The organism is Streptococcus oralis subsp. tigurinus (genome assembly GCF_002093545.1).
GTDB classification, from domain to species: Bacteria; Bacillota; Bacilli; order Lactobacillales; family Streptococcaceae; genus Streptococcus; species Streptococcus oralis_C.
Genome location: NZ_LNVF01000008.1, coordinates 17014 through 35878 on the forward strand (window position 1 = coordinate 17014; position 18865 = coordinate 35878).

At 41.3% G+C, this 18865-nt stretch carries 16 protein-coding genes and 1 tRNA gene; all 17 read right to left on the minus strand.

What is annotated here, in order from left to right:
- Positions 1-44: 44 nt before the first annotated feature.
- Positions 45-3584, minus strand: a complete 3540-nt coding sequence (smc, locus tag ATE34_RS08245) for a chromosome segregation protein SMC (protein ID WP_061598316.1) — start codon at positions 3582-3584, stop codon at positions 45-47.
- A complete protein-coding gene (gene rnc, locus ATE34_RS08250) occupies positions 3575-4273 on the minus strand; it encodes a ribonuclease III (RefSeq protein ID WP_049536552.1) in 699 nt (232 codons plus the stop codon). The genes smc and rnc overlap by 10 nt, the downstream gene beginning before the upstream one ends.
- A 182-nt stretch (positions 4274-4455) precedes the next feature.
- Positions 4456-4527: transfer RNA gene (locus ATE34_RS08255), tRNA-Arg, on the minus strand.
- Between the two features lie 66 nt (positions 4528-4593).
- Positions 4594-5580: a GMP reductase gene (gene guaC / locus ATE34_RS08260; RefSeq protein ID WP_061598315.1), complete on the minus strand. Its 987-nt coding sequence runs from the start codon at positions 5578-5580 to the stop codon at positions 4594-4596.
- Between the two features lie 172 nt (positions 5581-5752).
- Complete coding sequence (locus ATE34_RS08265) at positions 5753-7057, minus strand: McrC family protein (protein WP_084911608.1); 1305 nt, start codon at positions 7055-7057, stop codon at positions 5753-5755.
- Positions 7044-8372, minus strand: a complete 1329-nt coding sequence (locus ATE34_RS08270) for an McrB family protein (protein WP_394335040.1) — start codon at positions 8370-8372, stop codon at positions 7044-7046. The genes ATE34_RS08265 and ATE34_RS08270 overlap by 14 nt, the downstream gene beginning before the upstream one ends.
- Positions 8341-8703 (minus strand): hypothetical protein, encoded by a 363-nt coding sequence (locus ATE34_RS11355; protein ID WP_394335041.1) that lies wholly within the window; start codon positions 8701-8703, stop codon positions 8341-8343. Before ATE34_RS11355 ends, ATE34_RS08270 begins: the two co-directional genes overlap by 32 nt.
- Before the next feature lie 163 nt (positions 8704-8866).
- A complete protein-coding gene (locus tag ATE34_RS08275; RefSeq protein WP_084911610.1) occupies positions 8867-9646 on the minus strand; it encodes an L-threonylcarbamoyladenylate synthase in 780 nt (259 codons plus the stop codon).
- Positions 9647-9673: 27 nt separating this feature from the next.
- Positions 9674-10267, minus strand: a complete 594-nt coding sequence (gene leuD / locus ATE34_RS08280; RefSeq protein ID WP_000410641.1) for a 3-isopropylmalate dehydratase small subunit — start codon at positions 10265-10267, stop codon at positions 9674-9676.
- Positions 10268-10276: 9 nt separating this feature from the next.
- Positions 10277-11659, minus strand: a complete 1383-nt coding sequence (gene leuC / locus ATE34_RS08285) for a 3-isopropylmalate dehydratase large subunit (protein WP_061598311.1) — start codon at positions 11657-11659, stop codon at positions 10277-10279.
- Positions 11660-11662: 3 nt separating this feature from the next.
- Entirely contained in the window at positions 11663-11932 is a 270-nt protein-coding gene (locus ATE34_RS08290; protein ID WP_061598310.1) for a DUF1294 domain-containing protein, read from the minus strand.
- Positions 11929-12966 (minus strand): 3-isopropylmalate dehydrogenase, encoded by a 1038-nt coding sequence (gene leuB, locus ATE34_RS08295; protein WP_061598309.1) that lies wholly within the window; start codon positions 12964-12966, stop codon positions 11929-11931. Before leuB ends, ATE34_RS08290 begins: the two co-directional genes overlap by 4 nt.
- An 11-nt stretch (positions 12967-12977) precedes the next feature.
- Positions 12978-14540 (minus strand): 2-isopropylmalate synthase, encoded by a 1563-nt coding sequence (locus ATE34_RS08300; RefSeq protein ID WP_061598308.1) that lies wholly within the window; start codon positions 14538-14540, stop codon positions 12978-12980.
- A 314-nt stretch (positions 14541-14854) separates the two neighbouring features.
- Positions 14855-15511 (minus strand): MmcQ/YjbR family DNA-binding protein, encoded by a 657-nt coding sequence (locus ATE34_RS08305; protein ID WP_061598307.1) that lies wholly within the window; start codon positions 15509-15511, stop codon positions 14855-14857.
- A gap of 43 nt (positions 15512-15554) precedes the next feature.
- On the minus strand, positions 15555-16187 hold the full coding sequence (locus ATE34_RS08310) for a copper homeostasis protein CutC (RefSeq protein WP_061598306.1): 633 nt from the start codon (positions 16185-16187) through the stop codon (positions 15555-15557).
- A gap of 93 nt (positions 16188-16280) precedes the next feature.
- Complete coding sequence (locus ATE34_RS08315) at positions 16281-16640, minus strand: YbaN family protein (RefSeq protein WP_061598305.1); 360 nt, start codon at positions 16638-16640, stop codon at positions 16281-16283.
- Between the two features lie 107 nt (positions 16641-16747).
- A complete protein-coding gene (gene topA, locus ATE34_RS08320) occupies positions 16748-18835 on the minus strand; it encodes a type I DNA topoisomerase (protein WP_061598304.1) in 2088 nt (695 codons plus the stop codon).
- Between the last annotated feature and the right edge of the window lie 30 nt (positions 18836-18865).

The following is an 18865-nucleotide window of genomic DNA, read 5'->3' on the forward strand; positions in this document are numbered from 1 at the left end:
GTTTTTAAAAATAGCACCTCTTAAGAGATGCTATCGTTTGGTAACTAGTCTACTGTTTCTTCTAAGTCTTTTAACTTAACCGAAACAATCTTAGACACACCTGATTCTTGCATGGTAACTCCATAGATAGAATCCGCTGCCGCCATGGTCCCCTTACGGTGGGTTACGACGATAAACTGACTATCCTTATCAAAACGGTTGAGGTAATCCCCAAAACGTTTGACATTAGCTTCGTCCAGCGCCGCCTCTACCTCATCCAAGATAACAAAAGGAATCGTCTTGACTCGAATGATAGAGAACAACAAGGCCAGAGCCGATAGGGCTTTTTCACCACCACTCATGAGGTTGAGAGACTGGATTTTCTTACCTGGTGGTTGAACAGAAATCTCCACACCAGCTGTTAAAAGGTCGCCCTCAGTTAATATCAAGTCTGCCTGACCTCCGCCAAACATCTGTCTAAAAGTCACTTTAAAGGACTCACGAATAGCCTCAAAGGTTGATTTAAAGCGTTCCTTAACCTCATCATTCATCTCTGTGATGGTTTCAAGAAGCAGGTTTTTCGCAGACAAAATATCATCACGCTGGCTATTTAGGAAATCCAGACGGTTGTGAACTTCTTCGTACTGGTCAATAGCATCCAAATTGACTGGACCCAGTGAGCGAATAGCCTTCTCCAAATCCTTAACCTCTTGCTCTGCCAGATTGAGATTTTCCAGTTCATGAGCCTTTTCTAGAGCCTCTGTGTAACTGATCTGGTACTGGTCGGTTAATTGAGCTTGTAGATAGCGCAAGCGTTCGCTGACCTTTTCTTTCTTGGCTTCAGCACGTGTTTGTTTGCGAATCCACTCCTCATTCTGCTGACGAGACTGGTCCAAATGGCTGGCAATATCATCCAGCTGACCTTCGATATCATCCAACTCAAACCGCTTACGAATCAGACCTTGTTGGAGGTTTGTTTTCTGAGTTTTGGCCTCTTCCGTCTGCTGACTTAGCAAATCCGTATCCACTTTTTCAAGATTATCAACCTTTTCTTGGAGGAGACGCTGGATTTCCTCTTGTTCGAGATTGAGGTTATCCAATTCCTTACCTAGGCGTTCAATATCAGTCACTTCATACCGCTTTTGTCCTTGCAGTTCTGACTTAAGCAAGCGTGCTTGCGCTACTTGTTCCTGCAAGTTTTGATAGCGTTCTTGAATAGCGTTTTTGTTAGACTTAATTTCTTCAATCTCAGTTTCCAGATTTTGCTTTTCACTGGCAATGGTAGCAAGGCGCTCTTGGCATTTTTCCTTATCCGCTTGCCAATCTCCTTCAGAAAGACGATTTAATTCCTCTTCTTGAAGTTTCCAAAGAGTTTCCAGTTCTTCGACCTGCTGATTGGTTTGTTGATAAGCGAGGTACAAACCTTGCTCCTGAATACGAGCTTGCTCACCCTGAGATTTGATGGTTTCTAATCTTTCAGTTAATACTGCCATCTCATCTTGCAAAGTCTTCAAAGCCGCTTCTTCCGAACGCAAACTAGCTTCTTCTTCAGCAATTTCTTTTTGTAATTGCTCCAGCTCCGGCTTGATGAAAATACTGTTATTTTGACGATTGGCACCACCCGCGTAAGAACCACCTGTACGCAATTCTGTGCCATCCAGTGTCACCATACGAACCTGGTAACGAACTTGACGAGCGGCTGCACGGGCATGTTCTACGGTATCAAAGATAGCCGTCGTAGCTAGCAAATTCTTAAAAATGGCTTCTAGTCTCTTGTCAAACGACACCAACTCATCTGCCATGCCCAGAAATCCTGGACTTGCTGCAATAGCATCTTGATTCTGACTAGAAATCGTACGAGCCTTGATAGTCGTCAATGGAAGGAAGGTCGCACGACCGGATCTGTTGCGCTTGAGGAAATCAATAGCCTTAGTCGCCGCGTTCTCATCTTCTACGATGATGTGCTGACTACTTGCTCCAAGCGCAATTTCTAGGGCAGTTTGATAATGAACATCAAAAGTCAGATGCTCACTGACTGCACCAATAATCCCACCTAGGCGGTCTTTTTCTTGAAGAACACTCTTAACACCCGCGTAAAAGTTGCTATGATTTCTAAGGATATTCTCTAAACTTTGGGCTCTAGCCTGCTTGTTTTTGAGACTATCCAGACGGTCAAATAGTTGGCTCTGCTGGGCTTGGTAAGAAACTTTCTGTTTCTCTTGCTCCTTGGCACTAGCTTGGTAGTCAGCCAATAATTTCTGAACCTGCTCCTTGGCAGTTTCAAGCTCAGTCTTTTGCTGACTTACTTTCTCTTTAGCTGTAGCCAATTGTTCTTTCAGTTTATCAAGTTGATCTGCTTGTTTTTGAGAGAGTTGACGGCTGTTCTCTAGTTCATTCTCGATGCGGGTCAATTGGTTTGAGACATCCGCTTCTTCTTGTAAAAGAGCGACAAAGCGTTCGCGCAAGAGCTCGATCATCTGGTCAGGATCATCTGAAAATGCCAATAACTCCGCTTCTAAACGATTGAGTTCCTTGTTATTTTCAGCTAGATTTTCCTCTAACTGTGCCAGATTTGCTTCTTTTTCAGCCTTTTCCTTACTTAGAGTCTTTCTCTTATCTTCCAAAGCAGTCAAACGGGCTTGTGCTTCTTGTTGATTGAGGGCAACCTGCTCGGATTCCAGTTTGGATAGGGCTAGTTTTCGCTCTAAGTCACTGATCAAACTAGTCAAATCCATTAAGCTCCCTTGGTCTTTAGACATTTGAGCTTGGAGATCTTGGCGTTTCTTTTTAAGACTTTGATTTTCTTCTTCTAACTCTTCACGCTTTTGGTAATAGCTCGTCAAAAGTTCCTGAACCTGAGTTAATTCTTCTTCTGTCAGCTCCAGTTCAGTCTTGTTTTCCTTAATTTGGGCAACCAGCACATCCAAATAAATAGCCTTGCGTTGACCATCCAAGTCTAGAAACTTACGAGCATTCTCAGCTTGTTTTGCAAGAGGCTTGATTTGATTGTCCAATTCATAGATAATATCCTCTAAGCGGTCTAGGTTGTCCTGAGTTTGTTGCAGTTTACTCTCTGTTTCTTTTCTACGAGTCTTGTATTTTAAAACTCCAGCTGCTTCTTCAAAAATAGCACGGCGTTCTTCGGGCTTGGAGTTAAAAATCTCCTCTACCTTCCCTTGAGAGATGATAGAGAAGGAATCCCGTCCCAAACCGGTATCCAAGAAGAGGTCATGAATATCACGCAAGCGCACTTTCTTTCCATCAATTCGATACTCGCTATCTCCACTACGGTAGATATGGCGTTCTACCTTAATGACTTGCCCTGCATCCTTGATAAAGCCATCTTCATTGTCCAAGGTCACGATAACAGAGGCATAATTGAGTGGTTTGCGACTTTCTGTTCCAGCAAAGATAACGTCAGGCATCTTACCACCACGAAGGCTCTTGATACTGGACTCTCCCAAGGCCCATCGCAGACTTTCTGTGATATTTGACTTTCCAGATCCATTTGGCCCAACGACAGCTGTCACACCTTGATCAAAAACGACCTTGGTCTTGTCAGCAAAAGACTTGAATCCCTGGATCTCAATCTCCTTTAAATACATGAACCCAGCCCTTTCTCAACGGCATTTTTTGCGGCCTCTTGCTCTGCTAATTTTTTAGAACGGCCTTGGCCTTTTCCGATACTCTTGCCCTCAACCAGAACTTCTACATCAAAAACCTTATCATGGGCAGGCCCCATCTCAGAGGTCACCTGGTAGCGAATATCCACATCTCCATTGACTTGGAGCAGTTCTTGCAAGTGCGTCTTGTAATCCTTAATCATTTCAAAGTCACCTGCTTCAACCTTGGGAATCATGACCTGATAGATAAACTCTTTTACCCTAGCAACATCCTTGTCTAAAAGCAACGCTCCCAAAAAGGCTTCAAAGGCATCTCCAAGAATGGTGTCACGATTGCGACCACCAGACTTTTCTTCCCCTTTTCCTAGCTTGATAAACTGATCAAACTGGCAATCACGCGCAAAACCAGCCAAACTCTCCTCACGGACAATCATAGCACGGAGTTTGGACAAATCTCCCTCTGGTTTCTTAGGATATTTTTTATACAGATATTCTGAAATCAATAATTGCAGAACAGCGTCTCCTAAAAATTCCAAGCGCTCATTGTGTGAAATTTTTAAGAGGCGGTGCTCATTGGCATAACTCGTATGAGTAAAAGCCGTTTCCAATAAATTCTTGTCTGCAAATTCGATTGCAAAACGCTTCTTTAGTACAGTTTGTAATTCTTTCATACCAACCTCTTTCTAACTGATAACAGTCTCTTTTATTATATCAAAAAAAGCCCCCTGAGTCACTTTAAAACGGGACTAGAGGGGATTTGAGCATTTTTTAGAATAAACTTTTCAATTTTAGGGGCAAATTTGGGTCGAGATAAAGAAAAAGCCTTATTTAAGGCTTTCCTAGACCGTTTACATCCACCCTGAGGGAATCGAACCCCCATCTCAAGAACCGGAATCTTACGTGATATCCATTACACTAAGGGTGGAAACTTGTTCCATTATAACAAAAATTTGCTCTAATAACAAGTTTTTTTCTAGCCGTATAGCCCGTCTTAGTGGGATGCATCACCATTCCAGATAGAGTTTTTCACGATAACATAATCAACGTGCTTGAGGTCAGCAACCTTGCGTCCACCTGCGTAGGAAATGGCACTTTGCAGATCCTGCTCCATCTCAGTGAGGGTATCTTGCAAATGTCCTTTGGCAGGAAGTAAGATGCGTTTTCCTTCCACGTTTTTATAAGCTCCTTTTTGGTATTGAGAAGCTGAACCATAGTATTCTTTGAACTGTTCGCCATCGACTTCAATCGTTTTCCCTGGGCTTTCGATGTGTCCTGCAAAAAGGGAACCAATCATGACCATGCTAGCACCGAAACGGATAGACTTGGCAATGTCACCGTGTGTACGAATCCCACCATCAGCGATAATCGGTTTGCGAGCCGCCTTAGCACACCAGCGAAGGGCAGCCAACTGCCAACCGCCAGTGCCAAAACCTGTTTTCACCTTGGTGATACAAACCTTACCAGGACCGATTCCAACCTTAGTTGCATCCGCACCGGCATTTTCCAATTCACGCACAGCTTCTGGTGTTCCCACATTCCCTGCAATGACAAAAGTATCTGGCAATTCTTTCTTGATGTGCTGAATCATAGAAATCACGCTATCTGCATGACCATGAGCAATGTCAATCGTGATATACTCAGGAGCATCAGCCTTGAGCTGTCTAACAAAGTCATACTCGTAATCCTTGACACCAACAGAAATGGAAGCAATGAGCCCTTGATCGTGCATACGTTTGATAAAAGGAATGCGTCCCGCTTCATCAAAACGGTGCATAATGTAGAAGTAACCGCCTTTAGCAAGTTGCTCTGCTACGTTCTCATCCAAAATTGTCTGCATATTTGCTGGCACAACAGGTAGTTTAAAAGTGTGTTTTCCAAACGTAATACTTGTATCCGCTTCTGAACGGCTTTTAATCACACATTTATTAGGGATCAACTGAATATCTTCGTAATCAAAAATTGGAAATTCATTTAACATATTGATGTCTCGTTTCTTTTATAATGACCTACCTATGCTTGCGCATCTCTACGCCTTTTCCCGCGCTTCCTTGATTTATTATAAACCAAAGTACAGTTTTTGTCAAATATTTGTAATAATCACATTATATCGTTCGGAAATTACTTATATAAATAGTAAAAAAGTGAAGAGATTACTTTCTCCCCACTTCTTCATCAATAATCGCTTTAAAATTTTCTTCTGAATTTTCCATCATTTTACAAAATGCACTATAGGATGTGGCATTCTGAGGGATTCGAATAGACCACTTCTTCAATTGAGCTCCATAGCCAGCTACTTTTCCTATTTCACTATTTACTGACTGCTCCATACTAGGAAAAATCAGTCCAGCTTTCTCAGCTTTTAAAATATAAGAATAGGAAATAAGCTGGAACAAGTCCTCGCGGTTAATCCCTCTTTCAGTGAACTCCAGTTTTTTATATTTTGCATCTAGAACAATCTTTCGTTCTCTGTCATAAAAATCTGGATATACTTTTCGTTTCCCAACAGAAAATACTGAAATTCCATCCGTCTTATCCTTATTTCTGGGATGTACAAAACCTTTTGGCAACAAGGTGTAAACATACTCTTCCCAAAGCCAGGCAACATCAAAAAGAATGCCATGTACCCTCCGGGATTGAAGTCCAAGACCATGCTTTTCTCTACTTAGAATCATCAAGCAAAGCTCCTGTAACTTTCTATACTCTCTGAAATAGGCGTGTCTGATGGGTTTGGTTTTATTCATTCTGATAATCTTAGCACGATCAGCTAATTTATAAGCTGGAGTTACACGAGTAATTTCTGTCATATTTTCACGATTACTATCGAGCAGAACTCCGAAACTTTTCTGATTCTTTATGTACTCAATCGTATGTCGAATCAACTGCATGAGTGGATTATCATAAGTAAACTCTCTAGTTGTATAGGCAATATTTCCCATAAAAGGGAGATTTTTTTTCAGATGATTTCCAACATCTAGTACACCCTTTACATGACTATCGTTATGGAAAAATCGCTGGTATTCCTTATAAAGACCTTTTCTGAGAGCAGCTTGCAGATATTTGGGAAAGAGGTAAATCAAAAGCTGATAGAGTTTATCCTCTGGAGATAGACCGACATCCAAACTAGTCAGATTGATATTGAGAACCTTTTGTAAAAGATAATGCAAAAAATGGTCGTTACTTTCATCAGAAAAACGAGAGGAAATCGTTAATCTTTCCTGACCATATCCAAGAAAACCAATTACATTTCCTGTCTTGATTTTCTGATTAACTGTTTCAAAAATCTTTTGGTCCTTGTCTAAATCAGGAGAATTCATCAAATCATTTGGAAAAATAAAGATATTATCCTCTCGAGAAAGGTTATCCAGTGTTCTATCAAGAAGAGCTTGACTTAGTTTGGGATATTCAGCGACAAAGTCTTCTTTAGCAATTCTATGCTGATTATCAGTTATCCGCATCATTATCACCAGTATCTTGGGGTTCTGTTTGCTCTTTACTTGTCAGATCAAATGCTTTTTTCAATGTTGCCAGAGTTTCAGACTCTTCATAAGAACCCCGCAAGTAGTCTTCTAGGAGGGGTTTAATATAATCAGACCAGAGTAATTCATAGTCAAAGTCTACATCCTTCAATTTAAGGAAATAACTTGGACCGATATGATAATGGCTATTTAGCTCCTGAACGTTTTCGATAGCAGTATTCAAGTTTCTTAGACGAATTTTTGCTTCTTCTGCATGGATATTCAGCTCTTTATCCAACATGCCAACTTGACTTTCAGCAGTAACTTCAACAAAACGGAAACGACGACGCATAGCAAAATCAAAGGTATCCACTGAACGATCAATATCATTCATAGTTCCAATGATGTAAACATTTTCGGGGATATAAAACTTTTTATCAGTTTCGTGTAGATTTGCATATTGGGTAGAAACACTTCCCTTTTCACCACGATAACCAGGATCGATAGAGAAAAAGAGTTCCCCAAAAATCTTAGAAATCTCACCACGGTTGATTTCATCAATGATGAAGACAAATTTCTTGTCTGTGTTGATCTTTGTTGGAGAGACATAATCTTTCAGACCAAATCTTTTCTTTAAAGTTTCAAGGACTTTTTTTCCTTGGTTACGATAAAAGGGCTTTTTCAGATAATTTTCGTCTTTATAGAGTTCATAAACATAAGATTTTGTTAAGACAGTTCCTTTGGCTTTAGTTTCATAATTGATATTAAAATTATTTCGACTATTTACTGTTAGATAGGAAAATTCTGTCAAATATTCTTTTTCATCTCTACTATTAACATACTCAAGATAAAGATCCCAAGCTTCATCAAAATTATCTTGTCCTCCAGTTTTCTGAGCTTCTTTAGCCTTCTGACAGAACTTCTTAAAAATACCGTCCTCTAGCTTAAACTCAATAGCTCCATCGCCATTTGATACCGGTCTCAACCCCTCTACAAAATCCGTATAATCATAGGAAGGGTGAAATTGTACAAAGCCGATTTGATCTTCATCGCCACCCGTTAACTCCATAGCAATTTCTTTAGCAAGATAAGTTTTTCCAGTACCAGGTGCACCACGGAGGATGAGGTTTTTGGATTTTTTTAATATATCTAAATAATCGTTAATATTTTTATTCATAACAACTTTCTCTACATTTTTTCTGTATGTACCATTTAGAATAGATTTATATAAATTGATACGTTCTGAATTTCTATCCCAGTTGATGGTTTGTCTTGTACCTTTTTTACCTTGGTATTCCCATCCACCATCCACCATCTACTTTCAACCAATTAACACCAATACAATGTTTAAACTCTGTTTTTGTTTCATCAAAGTAATATGTTTTCACACATTGTCCAATACCTAAAATTTTGTTAAATCCTGAGGTAGCTATTATATAATCATTTATTTTTATGTCATGTGCAAACTTCCAAATAAATAAATTTCTCTGCTTTCCTTGCTTCAATTCTTCAGGATTATTGTAATCTAAAATATTAGATAAATTAGAATCAAAATCTATACAAGCTATATTCTCTTCTTTAAACAAAGACCAAACTTTTCCACCTCCTCCTGCAACTATCATCCAATAATTTAATTTTTCTTCCATTTTGTAGCTCCATTTTCATATTATAGGCTAGTTAGTATTTAATATTTCAAAACCCTATTTCACATATAGAATATCATATATATTTAAAAAAGAAAAGAATTTCTAAAGAAAAAGCCTAGTGTAGAGGTTTTATTCCCTTTCAACACTAGACTTCTTTTCTATCTTAATAATACTCGCCCTGACGGTAATCCCATGAGTTAAAGGTATCTGACAGGTGCATCATGATTTTATCAATGTCAAGCCCTTTACGGATAACAACTGGAGCTGGTGAGATTGAGCGAGCTCCTCCTTGTTCTGGGATGAGATTGCCGTCCTTATCGACCATAGAGACCATCACACCTTGCTCGTAGCGAGTTTCAATGGTTTTGTCAGGTTGGATGGATGCTACATAATCGTCAGCTTCGATGACAAGATCCACTGCTCCTTCGATACGTTCTCCGATTCCTTCGACCTTACCGCGGTTTCCTTTTCCAGATGGGTTTGCAGATGAGGCGTAGACCATCTTGCCTTCTTCCCAAAGTTTAGCAGCCAATTGTTCTCCTGCTTTCCCGAATTTAATGACAAAACAGCTAGTACCACGAACGTCTGTCATGAGTTCTTCACGACCATCACCGTATGCTTTCAATTTCTCAAAGGCTTCTGGTTTCCATGGAAGGATACAACCTAGAAGAATGTCTTCGTCCCAATGTTTTTGGTAGAAGGCTTCAATTTCTGGATTGAGTTGTGCTAAAGCGCGAAGCTCATCCATGCTTCCACAAAGTACAACACCTGGTTTGTTACGGTTACGCTCTTTAGCTTCAAACTTACGCTCAAGTCCTTCCTTATCACTAGTCATGATGATGTAACCAACTTTTGTAGGGCAAACGATACATCCGCCCTCACCTTTTAAAATGTCATAGCCTTCCTGTGAAAGTGTTCCGTTCCATTGAATGTGTTTTGTCATAGTTCTATTTCCTTTTCTATTTTTATTCTATTCTTGCCAGTAAGCTGGGCGTTGTTTTTCATAAGCAGCAATCAAATCTTCGTACTGCAAGGTAATACCGATATCATCCAAACCATTTAAGAGCTTGTGTTTCCATTCACTATCGATTTCAAAAGTGAATTCTCCAACTGGTGAGATGATTTTCTGTTGTTCCAAGTCCACAGTTACCTGATCGGTCGGTTTGAGTTGGGCTAACTTTTCTCTAACCTCCCTAGGCTGAACAATGGGCAACATACCATTATTGAGTTCATTATTGTAATGAATGTCACCGAAAGATCCTGCAATCACGACCTTAAAACCATAGTCGGCTAGAGCCCAAGCTGCGTGTTCTCTCGAAGAACCTGCGCCAAAGTTATCCCCTGAGATAAGAATACTGGCTTTACGATATTCAGGTCGGTTAAAGACAAAGTCTGGATCCTCAGTGTAGTTATCGTCCAGATAACGCCAAGCATACATGAGGTACTTACCAAAGCCTTTCTTATCAATCAACTTGAGAAACTGCTTGGGGAGTATTTGGTCTGTGTCAATGTTATCATTCATGAGAGGAACGGTCGTTCCCGTATAAACTGTAAATTTCTCCATATCCTCTCCTTACTGTGCCTCTGGCATCTGCCGAACATCTACGAAGCGCCCTGCGATAGCCGCCGCAGCTGCCATGGCTGGACTGCAGAGATGGGTCTTAGCACCAAAGCCTTGTCTGTCTTCAAAATTGCGGTTGCTAGTTGAAGCGCAGTGGACACCATCTGGAACCTTGTCAGGATTCATCCCTAGACACATGGAGCAACCTGGGTCTCTCCACTCAAAGCCAGCGTCTAGGAAAACCTTGTCCAAGCCCAACTTCTCAGCAGCTCGCTTAACCGGACGAGAGCCAGGTACTACGATTGCTGTTAGATTGGGAGCTATCTTCTTCCCTTTGACAAATCGAGCAGCCAGCTGTAAATCGCTGAGACGAGCATTGGTACATGAACCGATAAAAATATAACCTAGTTCAATATCCGCTGGCTTTTGACCAGGCTCCAAGTTCATGTAATGATAAGCTCGTTCATCGTTCATATCCTTAATTTCTGGGAAGCTACTGTCAAAGTCAACCCCCATAGCAGGATTGGTTCCCCAAGTCACCATGGGAGCCAAGTCTGAGACATCCATCTGGATAACCTTATCATAGACAGCATCCTCATCACTGACAAGGGTTTTCCAGTCAGCAATCGCCTCCTCGAAAGCTTCTGGAACACATTCTCGTCCCTTGAGATAGTCATAGGTGGTCTGATCCGGATTCATAATCCCCATCTTAGAGCCAAACTCGATGGACATATTGCAGATGGTCATTCTCTCTTCCATGGTCAGAGCATCAACCGCTTCCCCACGATATTCCACCACATAGCCAACACCGCAGGCAACACCATACTTGGATATCAAGGCGAGGATAAAATCCTTGGAATAAACTCCTTTTTGAGGAACACCAGTGAATTCTACCAGCATTTTCTTGGGTTTGACCTGCCAGAGGGTCTGGGTGGCAAAGACATGCTCGACCTCACTGGTCCCAATCCCAAAGGCGATAGCTCCGAAAGCTCCGTGAGTAGCTGTGTGGCTATCTCCACAGACGATGAATTTCCCTGGTTGGGTCCGTCCTGTTTCTGGACCTACCATGTGAACGATTCCCTGCTTTTCAGAACCATGGGCCGCATGTTCAATACCAAACTCCTCAACATTTTCAGCGAGCTTATCAATTTGAGCCTTAGAAATAACATCTCGAATATCGTAGATATTGACGGTTGGAACATTATGATCAAAAGTTCCAAATGTCAAGTCTGGCCGTCTCAATCTGCGCCCCGCATCTCGTAATCCTTGAAAAGCTTGGGGACTGGTCACTTCATGAATATAGTGCTGATCCACATACATGAGTTGGGGTTGTCCTTCTTCTCCTGTGATGACATGGCGGTCCCATAATTTATCAAAAATCGATTTTCCTGCCATCCATTACCTCCAAATAAAATATAAGGCTACTAGTGTGGTCACCATCCCGAGAAACCAAACCGTTTTAAAATAACATTTTCGAGTCTTGTGGTGAAAGGTCATTCCTGCTAGCCAAGCACCAAAACCACCACAAGTAAAGGCTAAAATGAGTAAGATTTTCTCTGGGATGCGCCAAGCACCTCTTCTTGCCTTGGATTTGTCGATTCCATAAATGATGAAAATTATGACATTCCAAATCAAGAGGGTAAGAGTGATTCCTTCGTTTATCTTCATAGTCTTTCAATGATGGCTTCCGTCATTTCCTTGGTAGAAGCCTTTCCTCCTATATCTCTCGTTAAAATTCCTGCTGCCAAACTGGCTTCTACAGCATGCTCGATACGCTCTGCATCCTCAAAACGTCCAAAACTATCTCTCAACATCATGGCTACTGATAAAATCATGGAAATAGGATTGGCAATTCCCTGACCTGCGATATCAGGTGCCGAACCGTGAATGGGTTCATAGAGACTTGGCCCCTTTTCAGAATGACTAGCCGATGGCATGACTCCAAGTGTGCCAGATAGAACGCTTGATTCATCAGATAAGATATCTCCGAAAAGATTTTCTGTCACGATGACATCAAATTTAGCAGGATTGGTAATCATAAGCATGGCAGCTGAGTCCACCAACTGGTGTTCCAAGGTCACATCTGGAAAATCTTGCGCAACCTCCTCAGCCACTCTGCGCCAGAGTTTTGATGTCGCTAGAACATTTTGCTTATCGATACTAGTAACGATTTTTCTGCGACTTCTTGCAATTTCAAAGGCTTTGCGAATAATACGCTCCACTTCTTCATAGCTGTAGTCGTTGATATCACGCGCTTTGCGCTCTTCAAGGATATGATCCCCAAAGTAAATCCCACCTGTCAACTCACGCACCACGACAAAGTCTACACCAGCAATTCGTTCGGGTTTGAGAGGTGACAAATGCTTGAGACTATCAAAAATCTTAACAGGGCGAATATTGGCATAGAGATTGAGTTCCTTACGAAGAGCCAGCAAACCTTGTTCAGGGCGAATCGCTGCCCCATCATACTGGGGACTACCGATAGCCGCTAGGAGAATAGCATCTGCTTCTCTACATGCCTTGAGGGTTTCATCAGGTAAGGGATGCCCCGCAGCATCAATACCTGCACCACCAAAGGGGCATCTGTCAATCTCATAGTCAAAACCTGTTTTTGAAGCTAGAGCTTCCAGAACCACTAAACCAGCTTCCATAATTTCTGGACCGATTCCATCCCCTGCTAGAGCTACTATTTTCTTTGTCATAGCCTTCTCCTTTACACACTAGGCATGTCTCGGTAGGAAACGCTGTGCCCCATCTCACCAGCATTCTCTTTTTGAACAAAAGTATTGGCATTGATATAAGCAATAGCCGAAGCTTTCAACACATCGAAATCGAGACCTGCTGCGTTAAAGATGGTTTCGGTATCTCTGTTTTCAACAGTGACCAAAACCCGAGCTTGGGCATCGATTCCATCTGTTACCGCATCGATGGTATAGGACACCAAGCGAACAGATTGATTGAAGAACTTGTCGATGGCGTTGAAGATAGCTTCAACGGAACCTTGCCCTGTCGCATTGAATTCGACTTTCTCACCATCCATATTAGCCAGACTAACAAGCGCTTCAATGTCATTATCTGCATGGGTTTGAAGTTGTAAATCATCAAAGTGGAAGCCTTCTGGATTTTCAACCATGGTTCCAGCTACCAGAGCTCGAATATCTGCATCTGTGATTTCTTGTTTCTTGTCCGCTAGTGCCTTGAACTTAGCAAAGAGTGGTTTGATATCCTCTTCTGTAAAATCTAGGGCCAATTCTCTTAGTTTTTCAACAAAGGCATGGCGACCTGACAATTTACCAAGCGGAAGACTGTTACTCTTGACACCGACCAATTCAGGTGTGATGATCTCATAAGTAAGAGGATTTTTAAGGACTCCATCTTGGTGAATACCCGATTCATGAGAAAAGGCATTGCCACCAACGACGGCCTTATTTTTAGGAACTGGAATACCAGAGAAGCGAGAAACCATTTCTGACGTATTCATTGTTTCATCCAAAACAATATCACTAGTTGCTTGGAAGAAATCCTCACGAATCTTCAAAGCAACAGCTACTTCTTCAAGAGCAACATTACCTGCGCGTTCACCGATACCATTAATAGTTCCCTGGACACGTCCAGCACCGTGTTTAATTGCTGTCAAAGTATTTGCAGTTGCCATACCGAGATCATCGTGACAGTGGACACCAAAGACAACTTTATGATCTGATTTAATATTTTCGGTCAAGTGATCAAAGATGCGTGCAAACTCTTCTGGAGTCGTAAAGCCAACCGTGTCAGGGATATTGATATAAGTTGCCCCAGCGTCCACTGCTGTCTGCACAACTTGCAAGAGGAAATCCAACTCTGTTCTAGTCGCATCTTCAGGAGAGAATTCGACGATTTCAAACTTAGAACGTGCATAAGAAACATGCTCCTTAATAGCTTCTAAAATCTCTTCCTTGCTCTTATTGAGCTTATACTTGCGGTGAATCGGACTGGTAGCGATAAAGACATGAATTTGTGGATACTTGGCATCCTTAAGTGCCTCATAACAAGCATCAATATCAGATTTTACAGAACGAGCTAATCCTGTCACTGCTGTTTTTTTCATGGTTTTAGCAATTTCTTGAACGGCTATAAATGAATCTGGACTAGCAGCCGGAAAACCAGCTTCAATTACAGAAATTCCCCATTTCTCCAGCTGTCTTGCAATGGAAACTTTTTCCTTTATTGAGAAGTTAACACCAGGTGTTTGTTCCCCATCACGAAGGCTTGTATCAAAAAATTCAACTTTACGCATATGATTTCCCCTTTTCCAAATGTGGTTTTAAAAAAACATCTCGCTCAGAAACCCAAGCGAGATGTTGATTTACTCCCGCTTGGTAAGCCAAACAGGACTAATGCTTTTGCACTAGCCCGAGTACCTCAACAACAAAGTAAATTGATTAAACTTAGCTGTTTTCATGTTTGACTTTCTCCTTCGTTTGATATCTTGTCTAGTATTCTAGCATAGGAAAAATCTCTTGTCAAGAAAAAATCCATTATTTTCTGAAAATTTCTTCAGTAAAGAATATTTTGCTAATTGAAAGTATTTAAAATCTCAAGTAAATTTCCCTATTTTTTCACTGTCAAGTTCCAACTTCTCTCTATCAATTCCAGTACCATTTCATCTGACAAAGTATCATCAAGCGCCATACTAAGCCAGTAGCGTTTGTTCATATGAAAGGCTGGATAAATGCCCCTTTTTGAAAGTAAATCAGCTACCTGGTCGTGTTTGATATTGACTGCTTCGACTAGCCCTTCTCTGCCCTTTTCCAGCTTATCCCATGGAATTCTCATCACAACAGCATACCACTTTTGATTGTCCTCATGGCGCAATACAGCTGTATCAGGCGATTTTTCCCACAAATGCTCCAATTGATTACCATACTTTTCCTGAACTTGAGCCATGATACGCTTAGTCTGAGGACAGATAACATCCTGCATATCAAAGCAAGCCTTCCGAATCTGGTAAAGAATCTCCAAACAAGCCTCACGGACACTTCCGACAAAACTTCCCCTCATACTTTCCATGTGTACTTGAGGATAGAGGTCACCCGTCTCTTGATCAAAGACCTGAAAACTCACATTATCAGTAGTGATGGAGACTGTCATGATAAAGTCACCCTGCAAAATCTGGCAACTATAGGTCCAGACTTCTCCATTTTCTACAAAACCATAGTCTCTGGCCTTTTCTTTATTAAACTGATAGGATTTAAAAATTTCAAACATAAGTGAAAACTGCTACCAAAAGCTAGCAGTTCCTTTCTATTTTTTAAAAGACAACCTTAGTTCCATGCAATTGTGTCACGCCTAGCTGGTCGATAAAGGTTTGGCGGTTGTCCAAGTCAATCCCGCCACCTGGTAAGATTTCAATTTTACCTTTTGCATGTCCCAAAATTCTGTGATAGTGTTCAAAACGTTTCTCTAGCGAGTCCCCAGACACACCAGCACGAGTTAAGATACGAGTGACACCAGCTTGGCTGAGCCAGTCAATGGCCTCCAATTGCTCTTCATCACTCAATTCATCAAAGGCCATATGGAAGACAATTTCCATTCCTTTTGATGCGGCGATTAATTTTTCAAGATTAGCCTTATCCAACTTCTTATCAGCAGTTAATGCCCCAAAAACGACTCCTTGACTTCCAGCCTGCGCAGTCAAACGGATGTCTTCCAGCATAATTGCTATTTCAAAATCAGTATAGACAAAATCGCCACCACGGGGACGAATCATAGTCATAATGGTCGTATCGTAGTTAGATGCCAGTTCAACCGCTGCCTTGGTCACTCCATAGCTAGGTGTTGTTCCTCCTACTGCTAGATTGTCACAAAGTTCGATTCGATGAGCTCCAGCCTGCATCGCTTTTTCAAGCAAGGTCACATTTTCAGCACAAAATTCGTAAATCATTTTATTCTCCTTGATGTTTTCTTTAAATTTATTATATCATATTATTTTAAATATACTTTCATTTTTATCAAGGCAAATACCTACTATTTTTATCTATTCTTTGTCAGGAATGACTTTAAAGAGATAGTAGGTGATAAAGATAGTCAAGGCTCCCAGACCGATTTTGACTGGCAAAAGAGGGGCAAGATAAATGGAAATCCCCATCAAGATATAGATAGATACGATAATCTTTTTCTTGCGTTCACGCGCGATAGACTTGGTCTCGCGAAAGTCAGCTACATAGGTCTGATAAAGCTTTGTATGATAAAGCCAGTCTTCAAAACGCATAGAAGATTTTGAAAAGCAAGCGATAGCTAACAGAAGAAAGGGAGTTGTTGGTAAAAGTGGTAGAACAACTCCAACGACAGCTAAAGCCAGTGAAATAAAACCAATACTGAGGTAAATGAGACGCATGATTTCTCCTAGATAAATTACTCTTCCTCTAGTTTCGCATACAAGGGGGAAATTTGTCAAGCATCAACAAAAAAAGAGCCTGAAATTCATTTTCAGGACTCTGCATTCTATTTAATTTTTTCCTCTTCGTAGTCGCCATTACTACATACAACCTGCTTGCCACCACCACGGACCTTTTTCTCCACAAGGAAATGTCCGCATTTTGGACAATCACGTCCAATTGGTTTATCCCACGAAGTAAATTCGCATTCTGGGTAACGATTGCAACCATAGAAGATACGATTACGCTTGGTTTTGCGTTCGATGATTTGTCCTTGATGACAGCTTGGACACTCGACACCAATCTCCTTAACAATCGCTTGTGTGTGACGGCAGTCTGGGAAATTGCTACAAGCATAGAATTTACCAAAACGACCGAGCTTAATCACCATCGGGCTGCCACAAACTTCACAGTCAAATCCAGCTGGCTCATCCTTGATCTGGATTTTTTCCATTTCAGCTTCAGCCTTGGCCACTTCTTTGGAGAATGGTTTATAAAATTCGTCAATAACACGTTGCCACTGCTCTTTTCCTACTTCGACATCATCCAGTTTTCCTTCCATCTCAGCTGTGAAGGTCACGTTTACGATATCTGGGAAGTATTCAACGATGAGTTTGTTGACAATTTCTCCCAGTTCTGTCGGTTCAAAGCGTTTTGCTGCAAGGCGAACATAATAACGTTTCTGAATGGTTTCAATGGTCGGAGCGTAGGTTGACGGACGTCCAACCCCATTTTCTTCCAAAGTCTTGATAAGCGTCGCTTCTGAATAGCGAGCTGGTGGTTGGGTGAAATGTTGTTCTGGCTTGCTATTGACCTGCTTGACCACATCTCCAACAGCCATATCTGGCAACATTTTGTTCTTGTCAGAGTCATTGTAAATAGCAAGATAACCATCGAACTTCACTTGACTACCATTAGCTGCAAATTGAACCCCATTTTGAGAGAGCTTAACAGCCATGGTATCAAAGATAGCGCCTGTCATCTGGCTAGCCACAAAACGGTTCCAGATAAGGGTATAAAGTTTGAGCTGGTCTTTGTCCAAGTACTTAGCGATGCTTTCTGGTGTATTAAAGACACTAGATGGACGAATGGCTTCGTGGGCATCTTGAGCACCTGAGGCATTCTTGACCCTGCTACCATGCTTGGAATACTTGCTACCAAAACGGTCGTTAATGTAGCTTGCCGCTTCGTTCTGAGCTACTGGACTAATACGAGTCGAGTCTGTACGCATATAGGTAATCAGACCTTGCACACCTGTACCGATATTAATCCCTTCATAAAGCTGTTGGGCAACCATCATGGTCTTACGAGTACGGAAATTGATTTTGTTGGCAGCATCCATTTGCATGGTTGAGGTCGTATAAGGTAGGGGCGCATTACGTTTGCGCTCCTTCTTATCTACCTGATCCACTGTAAAATCTTTACTCGTTAGATGGGACAAGACTTCTTTGACCTCTTCATTGGTGGTCAATTTCATCTTTTTGCCATTCATACCATAGAAAGAAGCTTGAAATTGCTTGGTTCCCTTCTTAAAGACACCATCAATTGTCCAGTATTCTTCTGGTTGAAAGGCATTGATTTCATTTTCACGGTCAATGATGAGCTTAAGGGCAACAGACTGCACGCGTCCTGCTGATAAGCCCTTCTTGACCTTTTTCCACAAAATTGGCGAAATCGAATAGCCTACCAAGCGGTCCAAGACACGACGAGCTTGTTGGGCATCGACCAAGTCCATATCAATCTTGCGAGGTTCTTTAAAAGCATTTTTCACTGCGTCCTTGGTGATTTCATTAAAGACCACACGATTGGCATCATTCTCATCCAAATCGAGAATATGAGCCAAATGCCAGGAAATCGCTTCTCCTTCACGGTCCGGGTCACTCGCAAGAAAGACTTTATTGGCCTTTTTAGCTTCTTTTTTCAAGTCATTAATGAGAGGACCTTTTCCACGGATATTGATATACTGCGGTTCATAGTTATTTTCAATGTCGACTGACATACTGGATTTCTTCAAATCACGGATATGCCCGACACTGGCTAAAACCTTGTAATTTCGTCCTAGATACTTCTCAATCGTTTTCGCCTTGGCAGGCGACTCCACAATGACTAGATTTTTTTTAACTGTTGATTTTTTCTTCTTTGTTGCCGTAGCCACACTATCACACCTTTTCAAAGTAATAAACTT